Annotated in this window: 32 protein-coding genes; 28 read left to right on the top strand and 4 right to left on the bottom strand. The window is 66.7% G+C overall.

Features of this window, described 5'->3' with window-relative positions; genetic code table 11:
* Positions 1-73 precede the first annotated feature (73 nt).
* From rpsP to E3O65_RS03925, 11 genes are all read left to right on the top strand, one after another.
* Positions 74-499 carry a 30S ribosomal protein S16 gene (gene rpsP, locus E3O65_RS03970; RefSeq protein ID WP_134362438.1) on the top strand — a complete coding sequence of 142 codons (426 nt, stop codon included), beginning with the start codon at positions 74-76 and terminating at the stop codon, positions 497-499.
* Between the two features lie 2 nt (positions 500-501).
* Positions 502-738, top strand: a complete 237-nt coding sequence (locus tag E3O65_RS03965) for an RNA-binding protein (protein ID WP_134362437.1) — start codon at positions 502-504, stop codon at positions 736-738.
* 22 nt (positions 739-760) lie between these two features.
* On the top strand, positions 761-1,447 hold the full coding sequence (gene rimM / locus E3O65_RS03960; RefSeq protein WP_134362436.1) for a ribosome maturation factor RimM: 687 nt from the start codon (positions 761-763) through the stop codon (positions 1,445-1,447).
* An 88-nt stretch (positions 1,448-1,535) separates the two neighbouring features.
* Positions 1,536-2,390 (top strand): formate/nitrite transporter family protein, encoded by an 855-nt coding sequence (locus E3O65_RS16875; protein ID WP_174722260.1) that lies wholly within the window; start codon positions 1,536-1,538, stop codon positions 2,388-2,390.
* Positions 2,391-2,399: 9 nt separating this feature from the next.
* Positions 2,400-3,164, top strand: a complete 765-nt coding sequence (gene trmD, locus E3O65_RS16870) for a tRNA (guanosine(37)-N1)-methyltransferase TrmD (RefSeq protein ID WP_174722259.1) — start codon at positions 2,400-2,402, stop codon at positions 3,162-3,164.
* Between the two features lie 36 nt (positions 3,165-3,200).
* Positions 3,201-3,749: an MFS transporter gene (locus tag E3O65_RS03950; RefSeq protein WP_134362435.1), complete on the top strand. Its 549-nt coding sequence runs from the start codon at positions 3,201-3,203 to the stop codon at positions 3,747-3,749.
* 226 nt (positions 3,750-3,975) lie between these two features.
* Complete coding sequence (gene rplS, locus E3O65_RS03945; RefSeq protein WP_134362434.1) at positions 3,976-4,320, top strand: 50S ribosomal protein L19; 345 nt, start codon at positions 3,976-3,978, stop codon at positions 4,318-4,320.
* 85 nt (positions 4,321-4,405) lie between these two features.
* Positions 4,406-5,152 (top strand): signal peptidase I, encoded by a 747-nt coding sequence (gene lepB, locus E3O65_RS03940; protein WP_134362433.1) that lies wholly within the window; start codon positions 4,406-4,408, stop codon positions 5,150-5,152.
* A complete protein-coding gene (locus tag E3O65_RS03935) occupies positions 5,153-5,797 on the top strand; it encodes a ribonuclease HII (protein ID WP_134362432.1) in 645 nt (214 codons plus the stop codon).
* Between the two features lie 12 nt (positions 5,798-5,809).
* A complete protein-coding gene (locus E3O65_RS03930) occupies positions 5,810-6,133 on the top strand; it encodes a DUF2469 family protein (protein ID WP_130176401.1) in 324 nt (107 codons plus the stop codon).
* A gap of 73 nt (positions 6,134-6,206) precedes the next feature.
* Entirely contained in the window at positions 6,207-7,676 is a 1,470-nt protein-coding gene (locus E3O65_RS03925) for a glyceraldehyde-3-phosphate dehydrogenase (protein ID WP_134362431.1), read from the top strand.
* Between the two features lie 40 nt (positions 7,677-7,716).
* On the opposite strand, the gene E3O65_RS03920 is transcribed toward E3O65_RS03925, so the two are convergent.
* Positions 7,717-8,163: a nitroreductase family deazaflavin-dependent oxidoreductase gene (locus E3O65_RS03920; RefSeq protein WP_134362430.1), complete on the bottom strand. Its 447-nt coding sequence runs from the start codon at positions 8,161-8,163 to the stop codon at positions 7,717-7,719.
* 63 nt (positions 8,164-8,226) lie between these two features.
* Positions 8,227-9,039: a metal-dependent hydrolase gene (locus E3O65_RS03915; RefSeq protein WP_134362429.1), complete on the bottom strand. Its 813-nt coding sequence runs from the start codon at positions 9,037-9,039 to the stop codon at positions 8,227-8,229.
* Positions 9,040-9,168: 129 nt separating this feature from the next.
* Here E3O65_RS03915 and E3O65_RS03910 point away from each other — a divergent pair, with 129 nt between their 5' ends.
* From E3O65_RS03910 to E3O65_RS03880, 8 genes are all read left to right on the top strand, one after another.
* Entirely contained in the window at positions 9,169-10,326 is a 1,158-nt protein-coding gene (locus tag E3O65_RS03910) for a dipeptidase (RefSeq protein ID WP_134362428.1), read from the top strand.
* A 58-nt stretch (positions 10,327-10,384) separates the two neighbouring features.
* A complete protein-coding gene (locus tag E3O65_RS03905) occupies positions 10,385-11,086 on the top strand; it encodes an SGNH/GDSL hydrolase family protein (protein ID WP_241985652.1) in 702 nt (233 codons plus the stop codon).
* Between the two features lie 243 nt (positions 11,087-11,329).
* Positions 11,330-11,686 (top strand): YraN family protein, encoded by a 357-nt coding sequence (locus E3O65_RS03900; RefSeq protein WP_134362427.1) that lies wholly within the window; start codon positions 11,330-11,332, stop codon positions 11,684-11,686.
* Entirely contained in the window at positions 11,686-13,221 is a 1,536-nt protein-coding gene (locus E3O65_RS03895) for a YifB family Mg chelatase-like AAA ATPase (RefSeq protein WP_134362426.1), read from the top strand. The genes E3O65_RS03900 and E3O65_RS03895 overlap by 1 nt, the downstream gene beginning before the upstream one ends.
* Positions 13,218-14,486, top strand: a complete 1,269-nt coding sequence (gene dprA / locus E3O65_RS03890) for a DNA-processing protein DprA (RefSeq protein ID WP_134362425.1) — start codon at positions 13,218-13,220, stop codon at positions 14,484-14,486. Before E3O65_RS03895 ends, dprA begins: the two co-directional genes overlap by 4 nt.
* Positions 14,487-14,614: 128 nt before the next feature.
* A complete protein-coding gene (locus E3O65_RS17385) occupies positions 14,615-14,746 on the top strand; it encodes a hypothetical protein (RefSeq protein WP_277870405.1) in 132 nt (43 codons plus the stop codon).
* A 46-nt stretch (positions 14,747-14,792) separates the two neighbouring features.
* Complete coding sequence (locus tag E3O65_RS03885; RefSeq protein WP_134362424.1) at positions 14,793-15,692, top strand: metallophosphoesterase; 900 nt, start codon at positions 14,793-14,795, stop codon at positions 15,690-15,692.
* 38 nt (positions 15,693-15,730) lie between these two features.
* Positions 15,731-16,618, top strand: a complete 888-nt coding sequence (locus E3O65_RS03880; protein ID WP_134362595.1) for a tyrosine-type recombinase/integrase — start codon at positions 15,731-15,733, stop codon at positions 16,616-16,618.
* Here the strand turns inward: E3O65_RS03880 and E3O65_RS03875 are convergent.
* The gene (locus E3O65_RS03875; RefSeq protein ID WP_134362423.1) at positions 16,581-17,279 is read right to left on the bottom strand and encodes a M23 family metallopeptidase; all 699 of its coding nucleotides are present in this window, start codon (positions 17,277-17,279) and stop codon (positions 16,581-16,583) included. The genes E3O65_RS03880 and E3O65_RS03875 overlap by 38 nt on opposite strands.
* A gap of 321 nt (positions 17,280-17,600) precedes the next feature.
* On the opposite strand from E3O65_RS03875, the gene rpsB reads away from it, so the two are divergent.
* From rpsB to E3O65_RS03830, 9 genes are all read left to right on the top strand, one after another.
* Positions 17,601-18,506, top strand: coding sequence for a 30S ribosomal protein S2 (rpsB, locus tag E3O65_RS03870; protein ID WP_134362422.1), 906 nt, complete (start codon positions 17,601-17,603; stop codon positions 18,504-18,506).
* Between the two features lie 9 nt (positions 18,507-18,515).
* Positions 18,516-19,343 carry a translation elongation factor Ts gene (tsf, locus tag E3O65_RS03865; RefSeq protein ID WP_134362421.1) on the top strand — a complete coding sequence of 276 codons (828 nt, stop codon included), beginning with the start codon at positions 18,516-18,518 and terminating at the stop codon, positions 19,341-19,343.
* Positions 19,344-19,480: 137 nt separating this feature from the next.
* Positions 19,481-20,197 (top strand): UMP kinase, encoded by a 717-nt coding sequence (pyrH, locus tag E3O65_RS03860; protein ID WP_134362420.1) that lies wholly within the window; start codon positions 19,481-19,483, stop codon positions 20,195-20,197.
* A 31-nt stretch (positions 20,198-20,228) separates the two neighbouring features.
* Entirely contained in the window at positions 20,229-20,783 is a 555-nt protein-coding gene (frr, locus tag E3O65_RS03855; RefSeq protein ID WP_134362419.1) for a ribosome recycling factor, read from the top strand.
* Between the two features lie 15 nt (positions 20,784-20,798).
* A complete protein-coding gene (locus E3O65_RS03850) occupies positions 20,799-21,797 on the top strand; it encodes a phosphatidate cytidylyltransferase (protein WP_241985651.1) in 999 nt (332 codons plus the stop codon).
* 47 nt (positions 21,798-21,844) lie between these two features.
* Positions 21,845-22,393, top strand: coding sequence for a DivIVA domain-containing protein (locus tag E3O65_RS03845; RefSeq protein WP_134362418.1), 549 nt, complete (start codon positions 21,845-21,847; stop codon positions 22,391-22,393).
* Positions 22,394-22,521: 128 nt separating this feature from the next.
* Complete coding sequence (locus tag E3O65_RS17100) at positions 22,522-23,145, top strand: aggregation-promoting factor C-terminal-like domain-containing protein (RefSeq protein WP_241985650.1); 624 nt, start codon at positions 22,522-22,524, stop codon at positions 23,143-23,145.
* 37 nt (positions 23,146-23,182) lie between these two features.
* The gene (locus E3O65_RS03835; RefSeq protein WP_134362417.1) at positions 23,183-23,479 is read left to right on the top strand and encodes a hypothetical protein; all 297 of its coding nucleotides are present in this window, start codon (positions 23,183-23,185) and stop codon (positions 23,477-23,479) included.
* A gap of 25 nt (positions 23,480-23,504) precedes the next feature.
* The gene (locus E3O65_RS03830) at positions 23,505-24,233 is read left to right on the top strand and encodes an alpha/beta hydrolase (RefSeq protein WP_134362416.1); all 729 of its coding nucleotides are present in this window, start codon (positions 23,505-23,507) and stop codon (positions 24,231-24,233) included.
* Here E3O65_RS03830 and E3O65_RS03825 read toward each other — a convergent pair.
* Complete coding sequence (locus tag E3O65_RS03825; RefSeq protein ID WP_134362415.1) at positions 24,230-25,279, bottom strand: AI-2E family transporter; 1,050 nt, start codon at positions 25,277-25,279, stop codon at positions 24,230-24,232. The two genes, E3O65_RS03830 and E3O65_RS03825, sit on opposite strands and share 4 nt — an antisense overlap.
* Between the last annotated feature and the right edge of the window lie 6 nt (positions 25,280-25,285).

Below are 25,285 nucleotides of genomic sequence, written 5' to 3'. Positions count from 1 at the left end.
ATTGAGCTTGTGCCGAGTGTGCCCCCACGCTCACGGCCCTCAGTTCGCCAAAAATCAAATACACAGGAGAATTGTGGCTGTCAAAATTCGTTTGAAGCGCATGGGTAAGATCCGTGCACCGTACTACCGCATCGTCGTTGCCGACTCGCGTACCAAGCGCGACGGTCGTGTCATCGAAGAGATCGGCATCTACCACCCCACGCAGGAGCCCTCCGTCATCGAGGTCAAGTCAGAGCGTGCCCAGTACTGGCTGAGCGTAGGCGCACAGCCGACCGAGCAGGTTGAGGCTCTCCTCAAGCTGACCGGCGACTGGGGCATCTTCAAGGGTGACAAGAACGCCGTCTCCACCGTCAAGTTCAAGGAGCCGAAGGTTCCTTTCGTCGCCGACGAGAAGAAGAAGCCGGTTCTGAAGCCGAAGGCTGATAAGCCCGTGGCCAAGGAAGAGGCACCCAAGGAGTCAGAGGCTGCCGCAGAGGCATCCGAAGAGGACAAGGCGTAGTTTTGCTCGCTCCCGCGCTTGAGCACCTCGTCAAGGGGATCGTTGATCACCCGGACGATGTGCATGTTGCCGCCCAGACGTCCCCTCGGGGCGAGGTGCTCGAGGTTCGCGTGAACCCTGAGGACCTCGGTCGCGTGATCGGGCGCTCCGGGCGCACCGCCAAGGCCTTGCGCACCCTCGTGGCCGCGCTGGCCGACGGCCGGCGTGTGCGCGTCGACGTCGTCGACACCGATTTTTGAACTGGTAAATGAGTAGTTGGATATGAGTTCGGTGAACGACGGCACGACCCCTCGCAGCCAGTTGAGAGTCGGGCGCCTGACCAAGGCGCACGGACTCAAGGGAGCGATCAAGCTGGAATTGTTCACGGATGACCCGGGACGGCGTTTCGTCCCGGGCGCCGTGTTCACCCTGCAGGTGCCCACCGGTTCCCCGTGGCACGGCAAGAAAATCGAGCTCGTCGAGCTCCGCTGGTACAACCAGCACGCGGTGGGCTTCTTCAAGGATGTCCCCGACCGCGAAGCGGCTGAGGCCCTCGCCAAAGCGATCCTCTGGATCGACCAGGACGACGCGGAACAGTCCGGCGAAGAAGACGCCTGGTACGACCATCAGCTAATCGGCCTTTCCGTCGTTCGCGACGGTGAGAAGATCGGCACCATCGCCCGGCTGGAGCATCTCCCCGCGCAGGACCTGCTGATTGTGAAGACCCCCGCTGGCGAAGTCATGATCCCGTTCGTGAAGGCCATCGTGCCGTCCGTGGACATCAAGACCGGTATCGTGACCATCACCCCGCCTCCCGGCCTGCTCGAAGAGCTCCCGGAGGAACCGGACGACGACGACGACAGCGACCACGTCGCCGACGCCGCTGGCACCAGCACCGCAGCCACGGCTGCCCCCGAGACCGAATCAGAATCCCAGGCCGAAGTCGACGGAGTCCCCGGCCAGAGCTGAAGCACCCCTCTGGGGAGAGGCGCGCCGCGCCCGACCGGCTCCCCACCTCGTCACGACGCGGCAGACCCTTTTCAAGGAGTACCGTCGCATGTCGTACGTCAAACCGAACCAACTCATCGATGACATTATTCAATCCGGTCTCCGGAAAACGAGACTGACATTAGGTCAAATGGCCGTGCGGGGTGTGCTCGCCGGGGCCATCCTCGGAGCGGCCACGACAGTCGCATTAACCGCCGCAGCCCAGACCGGCCTGCCGATCGTCGGGGCCGTGCTCTTCCCCGTCGGCTTCGCGGTGATCCTCCTGCTGGATCTCGAACTGGTCACCGGTAGCTTCGCCCTTATCCCGCTCGCAATCATGGAGGGGCGCGCAACCCTCGCTCGGGGGCTGCGGAACTTCTTCGTGGTGATCCTCGCCCACCTCGTGGGAGCCGTTCTCTACGCCGTCCTCTACACCACGTCGATCACCTACCTCGGCACGGACATGTCCGACCCGATGGTCCAGGCCCTGATCAACCTGGCCGAGCACAAGGTGCTGCCCTATGAGGCGGTCGGCGCCGGCGGCATCCTCGTCGTGGTGATCAAAGCGATGCTGTGCAATTGGATGGTGGCCATCGGCACCATCATGTTCTACACGTCGAAGTCAACGGGGGGCAAGATCGTTGCGATGTGGCTTCCGGTGACCATCTTTTTCAGCCTCGGATTCGAACACGCGGTCGTCAACATGTTCGCCATTCCGGCAGGCATCATGGTCGGTGCGGACGTCACGATCGGTGAGTGGTGGGTCTGGAACCAGGCACCGGTGCTCGTCGGCAACTTCCTCGGCGCCATCCTGTTCACCGCATTGCCGGTCTATTTCTCCCACCGAACGCGCGTGAACCGGGTCGAGGAACCGGTCGCCGCACCGGTTTCCGTGCCTGCCGAGTCCGTGCTCGTTCGATCGTAGACTTCTCCCGTGCGCATCGACATCATCACGATCTTTCCGGAGTTCTTCTCCGTCCTCGACGTCTCCCTGGTGGGAAAGGCCCGGCAGTCGGGCCTGATCGACCTGCGGGTGCACAACCTGCGCGACCACACGCACGACCGGCACCACTCCGTCGACGACACGCCCTACGGCGGCGGCGCCGGCATGGTGATGAAGCCGGAGCCCTGGGGCGACGCGATCGATGCGATCCTCACCAACGTTCAGACCGCGGCAGCGCCCGAGGTGGACCTGTCGACCACCGACGCACCTCCAGCAGGCGTTCCGGCACCGGATGCCGCTCCGCTCCTGATCTTCCCGTCTCCGGCCGGTGAGCTGTTCACCCAGGCCATGGCACGCGAACTGGCCGGGGAGTCGAACTTGATCTTCGGTTGCGGCCGATACGAGGGCATCGACCAACGGGTCTTCGATCACTTCGCCGTGACCGGACGCGTGCGCCTGGTGAGCCTCGGCGACTACGTGCTGAACGGGGGAGAGGTAGCGGTGATGGCCATGATCGAGGCCGTCGGCCGTCTGATCCCTGGCGTCGTCGGCAATCCGGAGAGCCTCGTCGAGGAGTCCCACGAGGACGGCCTGCTCGAATACCCGAGTTACACGAAGCCGTCGGCTTGGCGGGGACTCGGAGTTCCCCCGGTGCTCCTGAGCGGCAACCACGGCGCCATCGCCATCTGGCGTCGCGAGCAGCAGCTCGAGCGCACCGCGCGGGTGCGCCCGGACCTTCTGCCGCCAGCGAACTGAGGGGCTCCGCCCGGACTGCCCGGGTAGTCTGATCTCGTGTTCGTACGCAGGGTCTTCTACTACTGGCAGTTCATTGCCGTCGTCGCTCTTCCGGCGTGGCTCCTGATCGGCGCCTCCGTCTACGGCAGCGGCGGCTGGGACGTGGTCGGCAGCTTCTTCACCGGCCTCGTGGTCGGGGTGAGCCTGCTGGTCGTGAGCCTGATCTTTTTCGCCCGCTCCGAGGTGCGCAGCGCCCGGATGGTGTCGTGGCCGGACGTGGGCATCCTCACGCTCTGGCACGGTCTTATCTTTGCCATGGGGTTCACCGACGGCGTCGCGCCGGGACTCGCCGCCCTGGTGGTCCTGGTCGGGCTTGGTGCCTTCTGGTTCTCGATCCGGGAACTGGTCACCGCCGCCCGGCGCAGCATGCGAGCCATGATGCTGCTCGTCGAGGAGACGGCCCGCGGTCCCGTCTCGGTGAACGGGGTGCCGCCGACGATCCCGCCGCCCGACGGTTTCATCCCCACGCCGGATCCATCGGTGATCATCGTGCGGGAGAGCCCGCTCGATGACGACGATCGCACAGACAGCAACAGAGCCGGATAGCTCCGGAGGCTCGGCTCCGGTATATTCCCTCGGCCTGCCTGCTCCTTTTGCAGGCGCGGTCTCTTTCGTGACATAATGATCGACTGTGCCGTAGCATGCCTCTGCCACAGGGGAGCTGCACCGTATCGGCATGAAACACACTCATTCATTTGCTGTTCCGCACGCTTCGCGTGTCGCGCAGCATAAGCCGTAGTCGTCCTGTGGCGGGTACAGAGAGCGAATCAATATGCATATTCTCGACCAGGTGGATGCACCATCCCTCCGCACGGACATCCCGGCGTTCCGCGCCGGCGATACCGTCAAGGTCCACGTCAACATCGTTGAGGGCACCCGCTCTCGTGTTCAGGTCTTCCAGGGAGTCGTCATCGGACGCTCCGGCGAAGGCGTGCGCGAGACGTTCTGCGTTCGCAAGGTCAGCTTCCAGGTCGGCGTCGAGCGTACCTTCCCGGTGCACTCCCCGGTGATCGACCACATCGAGGTCATCACCCGTGGTGACGTGCGTCGCGCGAAGCTGTACTACCTGCGCAACCTGCGTGGCAAGAAGGCCAAGATCAAGGAGAAGCGCGACTAACACCTGTCGCAGTCGACTCCCAGCTCGAGCTGGATTCCCCCTGAGCTCCTCACCCGTACACTGGGTCAGGAGCTCAGGCGGTTTAATGACAGACAATCCTCTGCCCTTGCGATCCAATCGCCGGGGAACAGAAACGAAGCGCACCAAGCGCGGCGTTGCACGCTTTATTCGCGACCTCCTGGTCATCTTCGTGGTGGCCCTGCTCATCTCGTTCCTGATCAAGACCTTCCTCATCCGGTCGTTTTATATTCCGTCCGGATCGATGGAGACGACGCTGCTGGTCAACGACCGCATCATCGTGAACCAGCTCGAGCCGAAGCTGATCGCGATCGAGCGCGGGGACGTCGTCGTGTTCCGGGATCCGGGCGGATGGCTGCTGCCGCAGACCCCGCTCGAGCAGAACCCCGTCGTCGCCGCCGCGGACTGGGTCATGTCCGTGGTGGGCCTGTCCGCGCCGGACAGCAACGACCACCTCATCAAGCGCGTCATCGGCCTGCCGGGAGACCATGTCGTGTGCTGCAACGTGCTCGGCCAGATGAGCGTGAACGACGTTCCGATCGCCGAACCCTACGTCTCCCTCCCTGCCGGCGAAACGATCGTGTCCAAGGATGACTTCGACACCGTCGTTCCGGAGGGGTCGCTCTGGGTGATGGGCGACAATCGCTACAACTCCAAGGATTCCCGCTACAACACCGAGACCCCGGGCAAGGGATTCGTGCCGATCGACAACGTCGTCGGACGCGCCATGGTGATCAGCTGGCCCATGTCCCGCTGGACCTGGCTCGACGACTACCCGGCGGTCTTCCAGGGCGTCCCCACGGAGACGAGGTAGGTGGCGGTCGTAGATCCGACCCTCGACGTCGAACTGGCGCTGCTGGCCGCCGGGGCAACCTGCGTCATCGGCTGCGACGAGGTCGGCCGGGGTGCACTCGCCGGGCCCGTGGGCGTGGGCGTGGCCGTCGTGAACGCCGCCGCCGCGGCCTTCCCAGCCGGACTGCGTGACTCCAAGATGCTCAGCCAGAGCCGACGCGAGCTCCTCGCCCCGCTGGCGATGGCGTGGGCCCTGCACTCCGCGGTGGGCCTTGCGTCGCCGCTGGAGGTCGACCGGCTCGGCATCATCGCCGCGCTCGGCCTGGCCGGCAAGCGCGCCCTCGGCCGGCTGCACGCGGCCGGGGTCGATGTGACCGGCGCCGTGGTGCTCCTGGACGGGAACGACGACTGGTTGAACAAGGCGCTGAGTACCCCGCTGAACGTGGTGACCCGGGTTCGGGCTGACCAGGACTGCGCGTCGGTGGCGGCGGCATCCGTGATCGCCAAGGTGCACCGCGACGCGCTGATGATCGAGGCTGATGCCGTGACGCCCGGCTACCAGTGGGCCGGCAACAAGGGCTACGGCAGCGCTGCCCACATGGATGCCATCGCCCTGCTCGGCCCCAGCGTGCTGCACCGCAAATCCTGGCTCAAGATCACAGCGTAAGATTGAGGAACCATGGAAGAAGAAGAGTTCGAGGACTACGACCGCGAGGTCGAGCTGGCCCTGTACCGCGAGTACCGAGACGTTGTGGGGCAGTTCCAGTACGTCGTCGAGACCGAGCGACGCTTCTATCTCGCGAACGAGGTGGAACTGGTGCGCCGTGACACGGAGCATGACTTCTACTTCGAACTGACCATGAAGGATGTCTGGGTCTGGGACGTCTACCGTTCCGACCGGTTCGTGAAATCTGTGCGCGTTCTGACATTCAAGGACGTCAACGTCGAGGAGCTCGCCTCCAAGGAATTCGAACTCCCGAAGGAACTCGCGCTCGACGAGTAGCACAACGAATACTCAGGCCGCAAGGCCTGCACACTCGGCGCAACGATGCGGTCGAGAACGAAGGGTATGTCTTTTGCTTCAGGAATCCGATCGCGCCAGGGCCACGTGGATCAACCGGGAGGCACTCGCGGAAGCGATGATTCCACTGATCGGCCGGCTGTATCGGGAGAACCACGTTGTCACGAGCGTGCACGGGCGGGGGCTGGTCAACCAGTCGGTGATCGGGCTTCTCAAGGCGCACCGCTTCGCACGGCATATCGACGACGTCGAACTGCCCCTCGAGAAGACTCTGCCGCTGCTGCAGATGCTCAGCACGCTGCGGCTCGGCACGGCCTCGATCGACCTGGGGCGACTCGCCATGGCGTACAAGCTGGAGGGTTCCGGGCGAAGCCTCGAGGAGTTCCTCCGCACCGAACTCGCGGACGTCGTCGACCGCCAGGATGACGTCGACAGTGCCGGCACGGATGTCGTTCTCTACGGTTTCGGTCGGATCGGCCGTCTCGTGGCGCGCATCCTGATCGATCATGCCGGAGGCGGCCAGGGCCTGCGTCTGCGGGCTATCGTGGTGCGCCGCGGCTCCGACAACGACCTCGTCAAGCGGGCCAGCCTACTGCGCCGCGATTCGGTGCACGGTCCCTTCGAGGGCACCATCACCGTTGACCCGGTGGGCAACACGATCCTCGCCAACGGCACGCTGATCCAGGTCATCTATTCCAGCGACCCGGCCACCGTCGACTACACCCGGTACGGAATCCACGACGCGGTCGTGGTGGACAACACGGGACGCTGGCGCGACGCCGGAGGCCTTAGCCAGCATCTGGCCTGCCCGGGTGTCGCCCGGGTGCTGCTCACCGCACCGGGCAAGGGTGCGCTGAAGAACATCGTGCACGGCATCAACCACGACGCCATCACCGCTGACGACACCATCGTCACGGCGGCGTCTTGCACCACCAACGCAATCACGCCCGTGCTCAAGGCCGTGAACGACCGGTTCGGCATTCGGGACGGCCATGTGGAGACGGTGCACTCGTTCACCAACGACCAAAACCTGATCGACAACTTCCACTCGGGCGACCGTCGCGGGCGCAGCGCCGCCCTGAATATGGTGCTGACCGAGACAGGGGCCGCGAAAGCGGTGGCCAAGGCCCTGCCCGAGCTGGCCGGCAAGCTCACCGGCAACGCCATCCGGGTGCCCACGCCCGACGTGTCCATGGCAATTCTCAACCTCACCCTCGAGCGGGGCACCACCAGGGACGAGCTCAACACGTACCTGCGCACCATGTCGCTGCACTCCGAGCTGCACAAGCAGATCGACTACATCGACTCGCCCGACGTGGTTTCCAGCGACTTCCTGGGTTCCAAGCGGGCCGGCATCGTCGACGGCCTCGCCACCATCTGCACCGACAACAAGGCCGTGCTGTACGTCTGGTACGACAACGAATACGGCTACAGCTGCCAGGTCATCCGGGTGCTGGAGGAGATGGCGGGCGTGCACCCGCCGGTGTTCCCGAGGGTGCACAGCGCATCCGCTGTCCTGGTCTGATCACCGCCCCGCTGGCCAAGTCGGATCAGAGGGCTACGGGTCAGCGGGGTCGGGGCTCGCAGATGACGACCGGGATGTCCCGGTCGGTCTTCTGCTGGTAGCCGTCGTAGCCACGGTAGGCGGCCACGATCTGTGGCCAGAGCTCGGCCTTTTCCTCGGGGGAGGCGGTGCGCGCCCTGAGCTTCAGGGTGCTGCCGTGCACGGTCAACTCGATGTCGGGGTTCGCGACCAGGTTGAGGTACCACTGGGGATGCCGGTCGTCGCCGCCCTTCGACGCGATGAGTACGAAGCGCCGGCTCCCGTGCACGGGGGCGGTGAGCATGGTCGTGCGACGCTTGCCGCTGGATCGCCCGATCGTGTGCAGCTCGACCGCCGGCATCGACCCGAACGAGGCGAGCAGACGTCCGCCGGAGGCCGTCAACACTGCGCGGTGCAGCACGCTCATCGTCTTCATCTGCAGATCCGTCAGTCGATTGCGCAGTCCCATGCCCCCAGCCTACGAGGTGCCCGCGCGTCGGGGGACGGATGACGGGAGCGGACCACGCCGGCGCTACAGCGGCAGCGCGGCCGCGATATCCATGAGCACCGACTCCAGGTTCACGTGCCAGGTCTCCAGCAGGGCGAACAGTATGCCGTAGCCCACGTAGACGGTGACCGGGATGAGCAGGAGCCATTCCCGGAGCGAACCGGCGTTGCCGAGCAGCGGCACGGCCAGGTATCCGCCCGACGACCACACGTTGTCGAGAACCGGCACTTTCCGCCACCATCGGGGCGGCTTGGGAATCCAGGGCCAGAGCAGGGGCAGCCCGCCCGTGGTGAGCAGGTCGCCGAGCAGATGAACGCCGTAGCCCAACGTGAAGCAGACCACGAACCACGACTGCTGCTCGGGGGCGAAGACGGCGATGAAGGCCGCCACGGAAAAGCCGATCAGCCAGGCCACACCCCACGACTTGTTCGACAGGCCCAGCGCCTTCGCGGCGAACGCGATCGCGGCGGCGCTCAGCAGGGCCGGGCCCACGCGCAGCGGCTCCGTCACCCAGACCGGTTCCCAGAGCACGCGCCCGATCACGGTGGCGAGCAGCCAGGCCGAGAAGAGGCCGAGAAGGCTGTGCAGGCCGTGCCGGTGCCCGCCGGAGGCCCGGGAGATGCCGGTGGTGACCAGCCGGCCGAGCACCGGCACGGACTGGGAGATGGTAGCCGAGTTGTGGTCGGCGTCGGCCAGGAGTGCCGCTCCGGCGCAGAGCAGAGCGCCAGCGATCGTGCCCACCGGGGTCACGGGGAAGAGGCCGAGGCCGTGCCCGGCGGTCGCCGTCACGGCGACCCAGGCGGCGGCGCCGGTCATGGCATGGTGCGCACCCATCATGAGAGGGTCCTATCTGGTTCAGGCTGTCTGTTTTCGGCCAACGGGGGCATGCCGAACCCCCCGACCGGGCCGGTACAACTGTAGGTTGCTTCCATTCCCCGCCGTGCCGGCCGGCACTAGCGTGGTGTCATGAGCACACCAGTTCCCTCCGGGCCCGCGTCGGCCGCGGCATCCGCCGCAGCGTCTGCCGCCGAATTTGCCCGGGCATCCGTCGTGGTGGAACAGGCCCTCGCGCTGGCCCCGCTGATCGACGGACACAACGACTGGGCGTGGGAGTGCCGCCAGAGCCGGGACTACTCCGTGGAGGGACTCGAGCACGGGCTGGCTACCGACACCGATATCGAGCGGCTCCGCGCCGGGCGGGTCGGGGCCCAGTTCTGGTCGGTCTACGTCAGCGACGACCACGCCGGCGCCGACGCCGTGCAGGGCACGCTCGAGCAGATCGACTGGGTCTACCGCCTCGCCGCGCGCTACCCCGACGACTTCGGCATTGCGCTGAGCGCCGCCGATGTGGAGGCCGCCCGGGCCGCCGGGCGCATCGCCTCCCTACTCGGCGCAGAGGGTGGGCACAGCCTCAACGATTCCCCGGCCGTGCTGCGCATGTTCGCCCGGCTCGGCGTGCGCTACCTCACCCTCACGCATGTGCACAACACGAGCTGGGCCGATTCGGGCACGGACGAACCCGTGCACGGCGGCCTCGCGGCACGGGGCCGCGACTACGTGCGCGAACTGAACCGGCTGGGCATGCTCGTCGACCTCTCCCACGTGTCCCCGGCCACGGCGCACGCGGCGCTCGATACCACCGACTCGCCCGTCATCTTCAGCCATAGCTGCTGCCTGGCCCTCAGCGACCACCCGCGCAACGTGCCCGACGATGTGCTGCGGCGCCTGGCGGCCAACGGCGGCGTGATCATGCTCACTTTTGTGCCCCAGTTCTTGTCCGCGGGTCATTCCGTCTGGTTCGAGGGCGACCAGGCCGCGCCCGCGCCCGTCGTGACGCTGTCGGATGTCGCCGACCACGTCGAGCACGCCCGCCGCGTCGCCGGGGTGGCCCACATCGGCCTCGGAGGCGACTTCGACGGCACCGACGAGTTTCCCGTCGGCCTCGAGGGCGTCGACGGTTACCCCGCACTGCTGGGCGAGCTGGCCCGGCGCGGCTGGCCGGCCGCGGACCTTGCCGCGCTTGCCGGCGCCAACGTGCTGCGCGTGCTGCGGGAGACGGATGCTGCGTTCGCGGCCGCCGGGCAAGCGGCATCCGGTGCTTCGGTCCCCCTGTTCGTGCGCTGATCATGACGGGCCGGCGCGGGCGACCAACCCGTGTGGTGTGCTGCTCCGAATCAGTGTCATGACCTTCCCTCGACACCCTGCCCTCTGGATCGCCGCGGCCGTGATGCTGGCGGTGGCGGCGATCGTCGCCCTGGTCGTCGCCGGCGGCAACCTGAGCCGCGGGTCGGGCGAGGCCGATCCCGACACCGCGAACCGCGCCCCCGGTGAGACCGTGGTGGCCTTCTACGGAGACTCCTACACGCGCGGCACGGGGACGTCGGCGCCGGACCGACGTTGGTCGACCATCGTCTCGTCCGAGCGCGGGTGGACCGAGGTCAACCCGAGCCGTGACGGCCTCGGCTTCGTGAACAACCGCAGGATGGGTGACGACATCGTCGACCAGGTGATCGCCGCCGGGCCGGACATCGTGATCTGCACCATGGGACTCAACGACAACTTCTCGATGCCGGCCCGTGCTGACGAGATCGAGGTCGCGATCATGCGTGACTTCGAGCGGATCCGGGCGGCCCTGCCGGAGGCGCGCATAGTCGTCCTGGAGCCGTTCTGGTATACCGACGAGCGACCGGAATCCGTGGAGCAGATCATCGGCTGGGTGCGGGCGGCCGCGCTCGCCGTCGATGCCGACTACATCGCCGGAGCCTCGCACTGGCTCGACGGGCACCCCGAATGGATGGCCGATGACGGACTGCACCCCAACGACGCAGGCAACGCCGCCTTCGCGTCGCGGATGGACGCAGAGCTGGCCGCCCTCACGTTGTAGCGGAGGTGGGGCACCGGAATCGGCGTCGAACCAATTCGACGGAGATTTGCGGTCAGAACCGCCATTTCGGCGGATTATCGCCCGATTCCGGCAAAATCTCCGTCGAATCCGTTCGGGATGGAGTCGCTGAATTCCAGGCTGGGGCCGGTCCTCCCCAAGGAGGGCCGTTCAGGCGAGCGCACAGCTTTCCGGCCCCGCGAGTGCGGGGAATGGCTGCCCGCCACGCTGGGGGCGGAGGTGCTCGTGGCACGCAAAGACGAACTGGGCAGGCAGGGCGAGGAGTGCGCCGCGGTCTTTCTCGCCGCAGCCGGCTACCGGGTGGTGGAGCGCAACTGGCGGTGCACGCAGGGTGAGATCGACCTGATCGCCGAGGTCGGGGGAGAGGTCGTCTTCGTCGAGGTGAAGACACGGTCGGGAACGCGTTACGGGCATCCGTTCGAGGCAATCACGGTCACCAAGCTCGCTCGGCTGCGTCGCCTCGCGGCGGCCTGGTGCGAGCAGGCGGATGCCCGGCCCGCCCGCATCCGCGTCGACGCTATCGCCGTGATCATCCGTCCCGGCACCGAGCCCGTGATCGAGCACCTGACGGGGGTGTTCTGATGGGGCTCGCGCGCACGCATGCGGTGGCTTTGGTCGGGCTGACCGGGGCGTTGGTGGAGGTGGAGGCAGACATCTCCGGCCAGCTGCCGGGCATCATCCTGATCGGGCTGCCCGATGCGGCTCTGTCAGAGGCGACGGAACGGGTGCGTGCGGCTGCGAAGAACTCGGGCTGCCCGCTCACCCGCAACAAGCTCACAATCAACCTGTCCCCGGCATCGTTGCCCAAACACGGATCGGGCTTCGACCTGGCCATCGCGCTGGCCTGCCTCGGGGCCGACCAGGTGGTTTCGGCGGCCTCCGTAGGCCGGGTGGTGCACATCGGCGAGCTGGCCCTCGACGGGCGGCTACGGCCGACGCCGGGCATGCTGCCGGCGGTGATCGCGGCGTCCCGGCTCGGGCACGACACTGTCATGGTCCCGGCCGGCAATGTGGAGGAGGCATCGCTCGTGCCGGGTGTGCGCGTGATCGGCGTCGCCTCCCTCCGTGACGCCGCCATCTGGCACGGCGCCGAACTCGAACCCGTGCCTGTCGACACCATCTGTGCACCCGGCGATGCGACCTCGGAGGCGGTCGAACCGGATCTGGCCGATATCATCGGCAACGATGACGCCATCCTGGCCCTGCAGATCGCGGCCGCCGGCGGTCACCATGTGTTTATGGTCGGGCCGCCCGGAGCAGGCAAGACCATGCTGGCCGCCAGGCTGCCGGGGCTGTTACCGGACCTCGACCCCGAGGCTTCCCTCGAGGTCAGCTCCATGTGCTCGCTCAGCGGGCGCGCCGTCGGGCGCACGCTGATCACCCGGCCGCCGCTCGAGGCTCCGCACCACACGGCCACGGCGGCGGCCATGGTCGGCGGCGGCAGTGGGCAGATCAGGCCGGGGGCCGCAGCCCGGGCTTCGCACGGCGTGCTCTTTCTCGATGAAGCTCCTGAATTCGCTTCGGCGGTGCTCGACGCGCTCCGGCAACCCTTGGAATCGGGGGTGATCAGCATCCACCGCGCCAACGCGGTTTCCCACTTCCCCGCCCGATTCCAGCTTGTGATGGCGGCCAACCCGTGCCCCTGCGGTCAGTACGGCGCACCCGACCTGGACTGCACCTGCCCGCCGAGCTCCAGGCGGCGGTACCTTGCTCGCATCTCCGGCCCGTTGCTCGACCGCATCGATATCCAGCTGAAGGTGCAGCGCATCACCGCGGCCCAGTTGCGTCTCGCCGCCGAGGCACCTCGACAGACGAGCGCCGTCGCCCGGGAACGGGTGGTGGAGGCCCGGTCCGCCGCCGCTGAACGCCTCGCCGGAACCCCGTGGACGTTGAACTCCGATGTGCCAGGGCCCTGGCTGCGCGGCCCTCAGGCCCGTCTCGGCGGCGCGGCCACGGCCACCCTCGATCGCGCGCTCGAACGCGGTGGCATCACCATGCGCGGCTACGATCGCGTGCTCCGCGTGGCTTGGTCTATCGCCGACCTCGACGGCGTCACCCGGCCGGGCATCGAGCAGGTAGGGCAGGCCCTCTACCTGCGGAAAGGAATGACATCATGACGCTATTCGGGCTGGAGGAATCCACGGTTGTCGAGTTGACCGGGCGCGTGCGGGCATCCATCGGGACTGCGTCGACAAATGCCGCGGATGCCGCGTCCGCCGCCGACCTGTTCGCGCGCGCGGCGTGGACCGGTATCGCAGAGCCGGGGGACGCCGCCGCCGGCCTGTTGTTACAGGGGCTGGGGGCCGGGCCGGCGCTGACCGCAGTGCTCGATGTCTGGTCGGGCACCCGGCTCGCGCATGCCGTGGCCGCCACGGGGGTGCCGTTGACCGACGACCTCCCGGCCCTGCTCGAGCAGGGACTGCAGCGTTGGCGGCCCCGGCTGTCCTCGGCCGAGGTGATCCGGTCCCTGCAACAGGCGGCCCGTATATCCGCCGGTCTACTGGTGCCCACCGACCCGTGCTGGCCTGCGGGCGTCGATGATCTCGGGTTGCACGCGCCGATCGCGCTCTGGTGGAGGGGCGTCCCGACGGCTCTGAGCGCGCTTTCCAACTCGATCGCCCTGGTCGGCGCACGCGCTGCTACCGGCTACGGCGAGCACGTGGCCATGGAGGCCTCCGCGGGGCTCGTCGACCGTGGCTTCCTGATCGTCTCCGGGGCCGCCTACGGCATCGACGGGATGGCGCACCGGGCGGCGCTGGCCAGCTCAGGACTGACCGTGGCGTTCCTTGCCGGGGGAGTGGACCGCTATTATCCCAGCGGCCATGACGCTTTGCTGAGCCGCATCGCAACCGTCGGAGCCATCGTGTCCGAATTGCCGTGCGGGGCCGCTCCCACCAAGTGGAGGTTTCTGCAACGCAACCGGCTGATCGCAGCCTCGAGTGCGGCGACCGTCGTGCTCGAGGCCGGCTGGCGCTCCGGTTCGCTCAACACTGCCGGGCATGCGGCGGCCCTCGGGCGCCCTCTGGGCGCCGTGCCGGGACCGGTCACCTCGCCCACCTCAGCCGGCTGCCACCGGCTGATCCGCGAGTACGCCGCCATGTGCGTGACCACGGCCGAGGAGATGGCCGAACTCGTGGGCGAACGGATGCTGAGCCTCACCCTCGATCTGCCGGGCACCGACGGCGAGACGGCGGGTTTCGGCGCCCGCACGAGTGACCAGGTGCGCGTGTTCGATGCACTGAGCACGCGGGCAGCGCGCACCGTGCCCGACATTGCCCGCCGGGCCGGCCTTTCGGTCGGGGCCGTGCAGGGGTCGCTCGGTGCCCTCGACCTCGAGGGGGTGGTGCGAGAGAAGGAGACCGGCTGGGTACGCCAACGCTAGACGGGTGGTCGAGCCTATCGAGATCGGGCAAGACTGCAGTCGCACCGGTAGAACATGATTTCTGAGCCCAGTCGACGAATAGGCGACAGGCTATCGACGGTATGTGTCGTGTTCGCGATTCACCGATCATGACCACCACCGCGGATGACGTCTGGCAGATGACGGATGCTCGTCTCGGTGCGTCTGGCGCGGATTCTGAGGCTCTCGCCGAGGCTGAGGTTGCGCCGTTGAACGTGGACGCGGTCTTCACGCGGGCCTGACGTCGGCGGCACACCGTAGTCTGGCGGGACCGAAGAAAGGTAAGCCATGTCCGCCGTGCAACTGGGCCAATACCCGCCCGCTTCCCACCTCATCGCGCACATCAGCGACACCCACTTTCTCAGCGACAATCGGGCACTGTACGGCACAGTCGACACCGACGGACCCGTACGCCGGGCCATGGAGCAGTTGGAACGATCCGGACTGCGCCCCGACGCCTTGCTCTTCACCGGGGACATCGCGGACCGGGGGGAGGCCGACGCCTACCGCCGAGTTCGCGACATCGTGGAGGCCTCGGCCGAGCGCCTCGGCGCCCCGGTGATCTGGGTGATGGGCAATCACGACAACCGCGAGGCATTCCGCACCGAGCTTCTCCGTGAGCCCGGTTCCGGGTCGCCGGTCGACCGGGTCGTCGACCTTGGGGGAGTGCGCGTCGTGGCCCTCGACACCAGCGTGCCCGGGTACCACCACGGCGATCTCTCCGGTGCGCAACTGGACTGGCTGGCCGACGTGCTTAGGGAACCGGCACCGCAGGGCACCCTGCTCGCGCTGCATCACCCGCCGCTTCCCACGCTGCTGCCTCTGATGAGCATTCTCGAGCTGCGGGGACAGGCGCGGTTGGCCGAGGTGGTCGCTGGCTCCGATATTCGCGCGATTCTGGGCGGTCACCTGCACCACGCCACTACCGGGCTCTTCGCTGGAATTCCCGTCTCGGTCGCGGCGGCCACGTGCTACACGATCGACCCCACGGGTCCCAGCCGAGAACTCACCGGGGTACGAGGCGGCCAGTCCATCAACCTCGTGCACGTCTACAAGGACCAGGTCGTGCATTCACTGGTTCCGCTCGGTGATTTCCCGGGGGCCACCCATTTCGACGCCGCCTTCGTTGCCCGCATCGAGGCGCTCACCCCCGACGACCGCACCGAAGCGTTCTCACGGCAGGTCTGACCGTGCCCGGGCCGTTGCAGGCGCAGCTCGACGACTTCATGGTCTACCTCGCCGTGGAGCGAGGCTATTCACCTCACACCGTGCGCGCCTACCGCACCGATCTGGTCGGCCTGGTTGCGTTCGCCGCCGGGAGGAACGTGGACGCAGCGAATAATCTGAACTTGGACCTGCTCCGTGACTGGCTCTGGGAGGGCAACCAGGCGGGGCTCGCCCGGGCCACCATCGCGCGACGGTCCGCATCCGCGCGGAGTTTCACGGCCTGGCTGGCCCGCACGGGCGGCAGTGCGGTCGACCCAGCCGTGCGGCTGCGTTCACCGAAGCCCGGACGCCCGCTTCCGCGAGTGATCAACCACGACCAGATGCAGGAGCTGCTCACCCACCTCGAACTGCGCGCGGCGGGCCAGGACCCGTCGGCCCTGCGCGAACTCGCGCTCGTCGAACTGCTCTACGCGTCGGGGCTTCGGGTCTCCGAACTGATCGGCCTTGACGTTGCCGACGTCGACCTCCACCGCCTCACCGTTCGGGTCACCGGCAAGGGCGACAAGGACCGTGTGGTTCCCTTCGGCGTGCCTGCCCAGGCTGCGATTCTCGGCTATCTTGACCGGGGCCGGCCCTCACTCGCCGCACACCCCGGCACGGTGGCTCAGACCCGCGCACTGTTCCTCGGATCCCGCGGCCAGCGCCTCGGGGTGCGGGCCGTCTATCGGCTGGTCGCCGCCCTGCTCGCCGATGTTCCCGGCAACGGTCCGGCTGGCCCGCACGCGCTGCGGCACACAGCCGCCACACACCTGCTCGACGGCGGAGCGGACCTCCGCGCTGTTCAAGAGCTCCTGGGCCATGCGAGCCTGGGTACCACCCAGATCTATACGCACGTTTCCGCGGAGCGCCTCAAACAGAGCTACCGCACCGCGCACCCGCGCGCCTGACCCCGGGTGCGGTGGGCTCCGCGTGCCCGTCTCCGTGCCCGTCTCCGTGCCCGTCTCCGTGCCCGTCTCCGTGCGCGGCTGCCGCCGAGGGAGGCGGTGGCAGCAGCACCGCGCGCGGAACGCCGACCAGGTACAGCAGCGGGGTCACATAGCCCCCGTGCAGCCGGGCACCGAAGTGCAGACACCGCCCGGCGCAGTGACCGCCGTCGGCCACCTGGCCGACGGGTTGTCCAGCGAAGACCCGGTCGCCGACGGCGACGACGGCCGACACCGGTTCGACACTGGACACCAGCCCGTCGGCGTGCTCGACGGAGAGAACAGGACGATCCACCACCACGCCAGCGAAGGAGACGACGCCGTCGGCCGGAGCGACCACCTCCAGGCCCGGCCGCGCCTCGAGGTCCAGACCCCGGTGACCGGGAGAATAGCGGGTGACCGGCGCCTGGAAGGACCGCAGCACTGGGTGCGGCGGAGCCAGCGGCCACACCCAGGAGTCCGCCGGGTCCGGTTCAGCGAGCACTGCGGCACCCGGGTCGGCGTGAGTGACCCTGCCCCCGGGCGAAACCCGGCCGTCGGCGCTCGCACCACCGGGGCTGGCGGTGAACAGGACGGCCAGCGGCAGCACCAGCAGCGCCGCGACTAAGAGTCGGGAGGGATTCATGTTCCCACCGTGCAGCGCTCGATACGCCAGACACCGACGGGTGCATCATTCGTGGCGACGCCGCGACCGCGCCGGTTGGGGAGGGATGCCCGCACCCGTCGTCGCGCGCAGGCCACCTGGCATGGGTGCTAAACTCCTTGGAGCAGCGCTTCATGCGCTGACTACGCGTGCCCATTCGGCCTCCAGATCCACTCGGTCCTCGCTTCTTCCAGAAGCTGGGCGGTTCTGTGCCGGGCACCAGGAGTAGTGGTCATCCGATCACGACACAAACCGATTGGCGTTCGTTGCTTCGCAGCGCGCGCCGGACAAGGAGAACGGCTCATGGCCGTCGTAACCATTCGCCAGCTGCTCGACAGCGGCGTGCACTTCGGGCACCAGACCCGCCGTTGGAACCCGAAGATGAAGCGCTTCATCTTCACGGAGCGGTCCGGCATCTACATCATCGACCTGCAGCAGTCGCTCGGGTTCGTCGACAAGGCCTATGACTTCGTCAAGGAGACGGTTGCCCATGGCGGCACCATTCTCTTCGTCGGAACGAAGAAGCAGGCTCAGGAATCGATCGCCGAACAGGCTATCCGCGTGGGCCAGCCCTACGTCAACCAGCGCTGGCTCGGTGGCCTCCTCACCAACTTCCAGACCGTTTCCAAGCGCCTGGCCCGCATGAAAGAGCTCGAAGAGCTCGACTTCGAGGACACCGCCAAGAGTGGTTTCACCAAGAAGGAAATGCTCATCAAGAAGCGCGAGCTCGTCAAGCTTCACAAGAGCCTCGGCGGAATCCGTAACCTCACGAAGACGCCGTCGGCGCTGTGGGTTGTGGACACCAACAAGGAGCACCTCGCCATTGACGAAGCCCGCAAGCTCGGCATCCCCGTCATCGCAATTCTTGACACCAACTGCGACCCGGACGACGTTCAGTACCCGATTCCGGGCAACGACGACGCCATCCGCTCCGTCGGCCTGCTGACCCGCATCATCGCGGACGCCGCAGCCGAGGGCCTCATTCAGCGTCACGCCAAGCCGGAGGCTGAAATCGAGCCTCTCGCCGCGTGGGAAGCCGAACTCCTGGCCGCTCCGGCCGAGGCCACCCCGGCTGCCGACGAGACCGTCGCCACCGAGGCCGTCGTCGCCGAGCCGGCCACCGAAGAGGTCGCCGCCGAAGCCCCCGCCGCAGAAGCAGAAGCCGCACCCGTCGTTGAAGCTGACGCTTCCGCCGAAGAAACCAAGTAAGGACCCCGCATGGCAAGCATCAGCCTCGCAGACGTGAAAGCGCTGCGCGAGCGTCTCGGTACCGGCATGGTCGACACCAAGAACGCCCTCGTTGAAGCCGACGGCGACATGGAAAAGGCCGTCGAACTCCTCCGGATGAAGGGTGCGAAGGGCAACGCCAAGCGCGCCGACCGTTCCACCTCCGAGGGACTCGTCGCTGCCAAGGAATTGGGCACCGTCGCCACCCTGATCGAGCTCGCCTGCGAGACCGACTTCGTCGCCAAGGGCGACAAGTTCGTCGCGCTGGCGGACAAGGTTCTGGACGCGGTCGCCGCTGCCGGCGCCACCACGATCGAGGAAGGCCTGGCCGCTCCGGTTGACGGCCAGACCGTCGGCCAGCTCATCGACGGCGAAGCCGCGATCATCGGCGAGAAGTTCGAACTTCGCCGCGTCGCATCCGTCACCGGTGAGAAGTTCGCGATCTACCTGCACAAGACCAGCAAGGACCTGCCCCCGCAGGTCGGCGTTGTTCTCGGCTATACCGGAGACGACGCAGACACCGCGCGCAGCGTGGCCCAGCACATCTCCTTCGCGAACCCCGAGTACCTCGCTCGCGAAGACGTCCCCGCCGACGCCGTTGAGGCCGAACGCCGGATCGTCACTGAGATCTCGAAGAACGAGGGCAAGCCGGAAGCGGCATTGCCCAAGATCGTCGAGGGTCGCGTCACCGCGTACTTCAAGCAGGTCGCACTTCTCGAGCAGGACTACGCAAAGGACAACAAGTTGTCCGTCAGCAAGGTCTTGGCCGACGCCGGACTGACCGTGTCGGGCTTCGCCCGGTTCAAGGTCGGCGCGTAACCGGTCGTTTGATTCACTGAAGGAGATCGGGTTGCAATCGCAATCCGGTCTCCTTCTCTGTGTGGGCACCCAGTAGTCCACACAGTAGCTTTAGAAGAAGCACAGAACGCAGAGCACAACGGGAAGAAGCGCACAGCATGTCAGACACGGTCAAGAAGCGCAGGGTCGTCCTCAAACTTTCCGGTGAAGCGTTCGGGGCAGGCAGCCTCGGTGTCAACCCCGACGTGATCAGCGCCCTCGCCCGAGAGATCGCCGAAGCGGCCAAGCAGGTCGAGATCGCGATCGTCGTCGGCGGTGGCAACTTCTTTCGCGGCGCCGAATTGTCGCAGCGCGGCATGGACCGCGGGCGGGCCGACTACATGGGCATGCTCGGGACCGTCATGAACGCCCTCGCCCTGCAGGACTTCCTGGAGCAGGCCGGGGCCGAGACGCGGGTTCAGTCCGCCATCGCGATGACACAGGTTGCCGAACCGTACATCCCGCGTCGCGCGGAGCGCCACCTCGAGAAGGGCCGAGTTGTCATCTTCGGTGCCGGCGCCGGGCTGCCCTACTTCTCAACCGACACCGTCGCCGCGCAGCGAGCCCTCGAGATCGACGCGGACATCGTGCTTGTCGCCAAGAACGGCGTCGACGGCGTCTACTCCGACGACCCGCGCACCAACCCCGATGCGCACAAGATCGACCGCATCACGTACCAGGATGCCCTGCAGCGCGGTCTCAAGGTCGTCGACTCGACCGCGTTCAGCCTGTGCATGGACAACGGGATGCCCATGCAGGTTTTCGGCATGGCTCCCCACGGCAACGTGACGGCCGCCATTCTCGGCGCCGATCTGGGAACCCTCGTCTCCAACTAAGCTTGTCACTGCCATCGAAGAAGGAGTCACCGTGATCACGGATGTTCTGTCCGACGCCACCGCCCGCATGAACAAGGCCGTCGAAGCCGCCAAAGACGACTTCGCGACCGTTCGAACCGGACGAGCGAACCCGCAGATGTTCGCCAAGATCCTGGTCAACTACTACGGTACCCAGACGCCGCTGGAGCAGCTCGCGTCCCTTCAGAACCAGGAAGCGCGCACGCTCCTGATCGGCCCGTACGACAAGGGTGCCCTGCGCGACATCGAGCAAGCCATCCGCGACACGCCGAACCTGGGCGCCAACCTCGGCAACGACGGCAACGTCATCCGTGCCACACTGCCGGAGCTGACCGCCGACCGCCGCAAGGAGTACGTCAAGATCGTACGCACCAAAGCCGAAGACGCCAAGGTGTCCGTGCGCAACCTGCGCCGCAAGGCGAAGGACGAGCTCGACGCCCTGAAGAGCGAAGTGGGGGACGACGACGTGGCTCGCGCTGAGAAGGAACTCGAGCTCATCACCAAGGCCCACGTGGACGCGATCGACGACGCCCTCAAGCGTAAAGAAGCCGAACTCCTCGAGATCTAAGGACGAGCCAGCCTCATGACGGACGATTCAGGCGATTCAGGCGATTCACGCCAGGGGCTGCCCGGCAAGCGCGAGCGTGGCGTCAGCCGTGCCGAATTCCGCGCCCAGATGCAGTCGAAACGTGCCGACATCGAACGTCAGATGCTGGCGACCCGGGCGCAATTGGACGCTACCCAGGAACGCATCCAGGCGCGCACAGGACGCAACCTGATCCTGGCCACCCTGATCGGTCTCGCCTTGGGGCTGTTCATGTTGTTCAGCCTGATCTTCATCAAAGACCTGTTCATGGTTTGCGCGATCGCCTTCGTGGGCTTCACGGCGTTTGAATTGGCCCAGGCGCTCCGTCACGCCGGTCGCAACGTTCCTCGGGTACCGGTGGTGCTGGCATCCGTGGGCGTCGTGCCAGCGGCATTTTACCTCGGTGCGGCAGGGCAGTGGCTGGCCACGCTCGCAGGCATCGTGCTGATCGGGCTCTGGCGCCTTGCGCTCCTGCTCCGGAAGGAACACCGCGCCCCGGCGAGGGACGTGCGTGGTGACATCGGCGGCGGCTTCCTCATCCAGTCCTATGTCGTGTTCCTGGGCAGTTTCTCGGTGCTTCTGGTCGCCCAACCCGATGGACAGTGGTGGACCCTCGCCTTTCTCCTGCTCGTGATCTCCTCCGACACGGCGGCGTATGCGGCCGGCCTGAGCTTCGGCAAGCACCGCATGGTTCCCACGATCAGCCCGAAGAAGACCTGGGAAGGATTCGCCGGCGCCGGTGTGGCCTGCCTCGGCGTGGGCGTTCTACTCTCCGTTTTCATGCTCGGTCAGCCTTGGTGGTTCGGCCTGATCTTCGGGGCAGTCATCCTGCTCAGCGCCACCTTCGGCGATTTGGCGGAATCCCTGATCAAACGTGACCTCGGCATCAAGGACATGAGCTCCTGGCTGCCAGGCCACGGCGGATTCCTGGACCGGCTGGATTCGATCCTGCCGTCTGCCGCGGCCGCATACGCCCTTTACTTGATCTTCGCCTAGCTGCCGTCGGATTCGTGAGGCGAGAGCACGTGAGGCAGAATGAAGCGGTGACCACCACGTTCCCCCGCACCGGCAAGAAGACGCTCGGCTACAGCGCTGTGCAGGTCGATGAGTTCCTCGCCGTTGCACGCAGGGCCTATGACGGCGTCGACGACGGTGCCGTTTTGACGGCCGAAGACATTCGTCACACCGCGTTCAACATGCACAAGGGCGGCTACTCGCCCGCACATGTGGACGCGGCCCTCGAGCGGCTGGAGGACGCCTTCGCAACCCGCGACCGTGACCGGGCGGCGCAGACCCAGGGCCGAGAGGCTTGGCTCGCCGAGGTGCACGATGTGGCCCAGGTGCTCGTGAACCGGCTCAGCCGCGCAGACGGTCACCGCTTCCACCGGGTGAGCATTCTGAATGTCGGCTACAACCGGGCGGATGTCGACCGGTTCTCCCAGCGACTGGTGCGGTATTTCGAAGATGGTTCCCCGATCACGGTCGATGATGTGCGCTGCGCCGTTTTCCGCCCGCAGCGCGGTGGCTACCGCGAAGCCCAGGTAGACGTGGTTCTCGACGGTGTAGTCGACGTCATCCTGGCCGTCCGCTGAATCAACCCTGTGGTCGATCGGCCCGTTATCTGGCTGTTATGGCGGATTTCAGATAAGATCGACAAATCGTGGGTAGACATCTAGAGATCATTTCGTCCGAACACGCCACCAGACCCGTCAAGGTCAGAATGAACAGGTCTCGCTCCCGCGGGGAAGTGTCCCTCTTCGTCTTCGCTTTCACGGCTGCTGCGGCTTTCGTTCTCGTGAGCGTCGTGGACCCGTATTCCGGTGCGACTGCGTCCCCCTATTTCCAGGTCGCCGGTGACCGCTTCGGGGGTGAGGCCACTCAGCAGATCCAAGTGGCCGGTGCCGTGGCCGCGAACACGTTCACTCGTGACGGATTCACCGTCACGGAAAAGCCCAAGCCCGTTCCCGTCGCTGCTCCGGTGGCAGCGCCTTCCGCAGCCAAGTCGACGTCGAGCACCGCTCCGTCCGCCGCAGTCCCCGACCCGGGCTCCGCCCAGGCGATCGCGGCTGACGCCGTGGCCGCCCGTGGCTGGGGTGACGATCAGTTCAACTGCCTGGTGTCGTTGTGGAACAAGGAGTCCGGCTGGCGCGTCAACGCCGAGAACAGCTCGAGCGGCGCCTACGGCATTCCGCAGGCCCTCCCCGGCTCCAAGATGGCCACGGCCGGCGATGACTGGCAGACCAACGCCGCCACCCAGATCGACTGGGGCCTCGGCTACATCTCCGGTCGCTACGGAACTCCGTGCGGCGCGTGGGCGCACTCCGGCGACGTCGGCTGGTACTAGCGCTCGTCCATTCCGAGGCCGCACGTAGACTGTCCCAATGGCCCGCAGCAACCGACCCCGTGGCCGTAAGCCCGGTCCGGCTTCGGGTGACGACGGTATCGAACGGATGCGTGCCGGCTGGCGGCGCACGGAGACCCGTCGGGACGGACTCTGGACGGTGCAGCCCGTATCCGGCCCCCAGGCCGTGAAATCGTACGTCTGTCCGGGCTGCCACGGCGAGGTGTCCCCGGGAACCGCGCACGTCGTGGCTTGGCGTGGCGACGGCGTGATGGGTGAGGCAGCAGACCTTGCCGCGAGGCGCCACTGGCACTCGCACTGTTGGAAGATCAAATAGCCGATTCGGCACCGAGGGAGAAACCATGGGTTCCAGCGTCGAGATTCGTGGCGGTATCGAGTTGCCGGCCGTGCGCGAAGAAATCGAGCTGCACACGGCGGACGGGCTCACCCTGGTCGGTGAGCTGGCCACCCCACTCGGCCGGCCGTCGGTCGCGACTCTCGTGACGCTGCATCCGCTGCCCACCCACGGCGGCTTCATGGACTCGCACATTCTGCGCAAGGCGGCGGCGAGACTCCCGGCCCTCGCAGACCTGGCGGTGCTGCGTTTCAACACCCGCGGCACGAGTTCGCCGCGCGGCACGAGCGACGGCAGCTTCGGCGACGGCGTGGCCGAGAGGCTGGACGTGGCGGCGGCCATGGCGTTCATCGCCGAGCGCGGCCTGCCTGACCCTTGGCTGCTCGGGTGGTCGTTCGGCACCGAACTGGCCGTCAAGTACGGTCTTGAGCACCCGATCCGGGGCGCAATTCTGCTGTCGCCGCCCCTGCACCGGGCGACCGGCGCCGAGCTGGCCGCGTGGGCGGGCCGCGGCGCACAGCTGGTCGCGGTCATCCCCGAATTCGACGACTACCTTCGCCCAGAGGAGGCCCGGCAGCGCTTCGCGAGCGTGCCAGGCACTCGTTTCATCGCCGTGGAGGGCGGGAAACACCTGTGGGTGGGAGAGAGTGCCACACGGAGGGTGCTCGACGAGATCGTCGCGGTCGTCAATCCGGCGGCCGCACCGCTGCCGCAGGAGTGGACCACTCCGGTCTAGAGCTCGTTCTGACGGGGGATCACGACCTGTTTGATGATCATGATGATCGCCGCGGCGACAGGAATGGCGATCAGAGCGCCCAGAATGCCCAGAAGGTTGCCGCCGGCGAGGGCGGCAACCACGACGACTGCGCCGGGAACGGCCACGGCCCGGTTCATGATGTTGGGGCTGAGCAGGTATGCCTCCACCTGCATGTAGATCAGGTAGTAGATCCCGGCGACCAGTGCGGTGAACGTCGAGCTGCCGATCCCGGGAATGAGGCAGGTCAGCACGATGATGATCGAGCCGGTGATAGTGCCGACGAGGGGGATCAGCGAGAAGAGGAACGCGATCAGCGCGAGCAGTGCCGGGAACGGCGCGCCGATGATCGACAAGAAGATGAAGCTCAGCACACCGTTGCAGAGCGCCAAGGCACCTTGGCCGATGACGAAGCGGCCGACGGATGTCGTGATCTGCTCGCTGAGATCAGCGAACCGAGCGCGCTTAGAGGCCGGTACCAGCTGATACATGGCCTGTTTGATGCTGTTCAGCGACGCCGTGAAGTAAAGCGTGAGGATCAGGATGATCAGGGCGCCGAAAAGCCCGCTAACGATGGCCAGGCCGGATTGGATGATCGTGCTGGTGATGCTGCTGATGTTGCCACCGACGAATTCGGTGACCGACTCGGTGATCTTCGACAGCGGAAGGGCCGGGAACTGTTTCTGCACATCGGAGAGGAAGGTGGAGGTGTTGATCGACTCGATCAGGTCCGGGACGGCCTTGGAGAGCTTGGAGACCTGGTCGACGATGATCGGCACGACGGCGAAGATAACTCCGGTCAGCACCCCGATCACGGCGACGAGAACCGTGAGGATGGCAGCCCACCGGGGAAATTTCTTCTTCTCCAGCCAGGACACGGCCGGATCGAGCCCGAGCGCGAGGAACAGCGCCGCACCGATGTAGGTGATGATCGTCTGCAAGGTGATCACCGAGGAGATGATCAACAGACCGACGCCGACGCCGAGGGTCCCGATCAGCCCGACGCGAAAGGCATTCTGAATCTTCACGGTTCT

The organism is Cryobacterium breve (assembly GCF_004402375.1).
In the GTDB taxonomy this organism is placed as follows: Bacteria; Actinomycetota; Actinomycetes; order Actinomycetales; family Microbacteriaceae; genus Cryobacterium; species Cryobacterium breve.
Note: the sequence above shows the minus strand (reverse complement) of the source record. Positions and strands in the feature narration are given on the sequence as shown.

Excerpts from the sequence above, each read along its gene's own strand:
- rimM (WP_134362436.1), top strand. The coding sequence starts at position 761 with ATGAGTTCGGTGAACGACGGCACGACCCCTCGCAGCCAGTTGAGAGTC.
- E3O65_RS16875 (WP_174722260.1), top strand. The coding sequence starts at position 1,536 with ATGTCGTACGTCAAACCGAACCAACTCATCGATGACATTATTCAATCC.
- rplS (WP_134362434.1), top strand. The coding sequence starts at position 3,976 with ATGCATATTCTCGACCAGGTGGATGCACCATCCCTCCGCACGGACATC.
- lepB (WP_134362433.1), top strand. The coding sequence starts at position 4,406 with ATGACAGACAATCCTCTGCCCTTGCGATCCAATCGCCGGGGAACAGAA.
- E3O65_RS03930 (WP_130176401.1), top strand. The coding sequence starts at position 5,810 with ATGGAAGAAGAAGAGTTCGAGGACTACGACCGCGAGGTCGAGCTGGCC.
- E3O65_RS03920 (WP_134362430.1), bottom strand. The coding sequence starts at position 8,163 with ATGGGACTGCGCAATCGACTGACGGATCTGCAGATGAAGACGATGAGC.
- E3O65_RS03915 (WP_134362429.1), bottom strand. The coding sequence starts at position 9,039 with ATGATGGGTGCGCACCATGCCATGACCGGCGCCGCCGCCTGGGTCGCC.
- E3O65_RS03910 (WP_134362428.1), top strand. The coding sequence starts at position 9,169 with ATGAGCACACCAGTTCCCTCCGGGCCCGCGTCGGCCGCGGCATCCGCC.
- E3O65_RS03905 (WP_241985652.1), top strand. The coding sequence starts at position 10,385 with ATGACCTTCCCTCGACACCCTGCCCTCTGGATCGCCGCGGCCGTGATG.
- E3O65_RS03895 (WP_134362426.1), top strand. The coding sequence starts at position 11,686 with ATGGGGCTCGCGCGCACGCATGCGGTGGCTTTGGTCGGGCTGACCGGG.
- dprA (WP_134362425.1), top strand. The coding sequence starts at position 13,218 with ATGACGCTATTCGGGCTGGAGGAATCCACGGTTGTCGAGTTGACCGGG.
- E3O65_RS17385 (WP_277870405.1), top strand. The coding sequence starts at position 14,615 with ATGACCACCACCGCGGATGACGTCTGGCAGATGACGGATGCTCGTCTC.
- E3O65_RS03885 (WP_134362424.1), top strand. The coding sequence starts at position 14,793 with ATGTCCGCCGTGCAACTGGGCCAATACCCGCCCGCTTCCCACCTCATC.
- E3O65_RS03880 (WP_134362595.1), top strand. The coding sequence starts at position 15,731 with ATGGTCTACCTCGCCGTGGAGCGAGGCTATTCACCTCACACCGTGCGC.
- E3O65_RS03875 (WP_134362423.1), bottom strand. The coding sequence starts at position 17,279 with ATGAATCCCTCCCGACTCTTAGTCGCGGCGCTGCTGGTGCTGCCGCTG.
- rpsB (WP_134362422.1), top strand. The coding sequence starts at position 17,601 with ATGGCCGTCGTAACCATTCGCCAGCTGCTCGACAGCGGCGTGCACTTC.
- tsf (WP_134362421.1), top strand. The coding sequence starts at position 18,516 with ATGGCAAGCATCAGCCTCGCAGACGTGAAAGCGCTGCGCGAGCGTCTC.
- pyrH (WP_134362420.1), top strand. The coding sequence starts at position 19,481 with ATGTCAGACACGGTCAAGAAGCGCAGGGTCGTCCTCAAACTTTCCGGT.
- E3O65_RS03850 (WP_241985651.1), top strand. The coding sequence starts at position 20,799 with ATGACGGACGATTCAGGCGATTCAGGCGATTCACGCCAGGGGCTGCCC.
- E3O65_RS17100 (WP_241985650.1), top strand. The coding sequence starts at position 22,522 with ATGAACAGGTCTCGCTCCCGCGGGGAAGTGTCCCTCTTCGTCTTCGCT.
- E3O65_RS03835 (WP_134362417.1), top strand. The coding sequence starts at position 23,183 with ATGGCCCGCAGCAACCGACCCCGTGGCCGTAAGCCCGGTCCGGCTTCG.
- E3O65_RS03830 (WP_134362416.1), top strand. The coding sequence starts at position 23,505 with ATGGGTTCCAGCGTCGAGATTCGTGGCGGTATCGAGTTGCCGGCCGTG.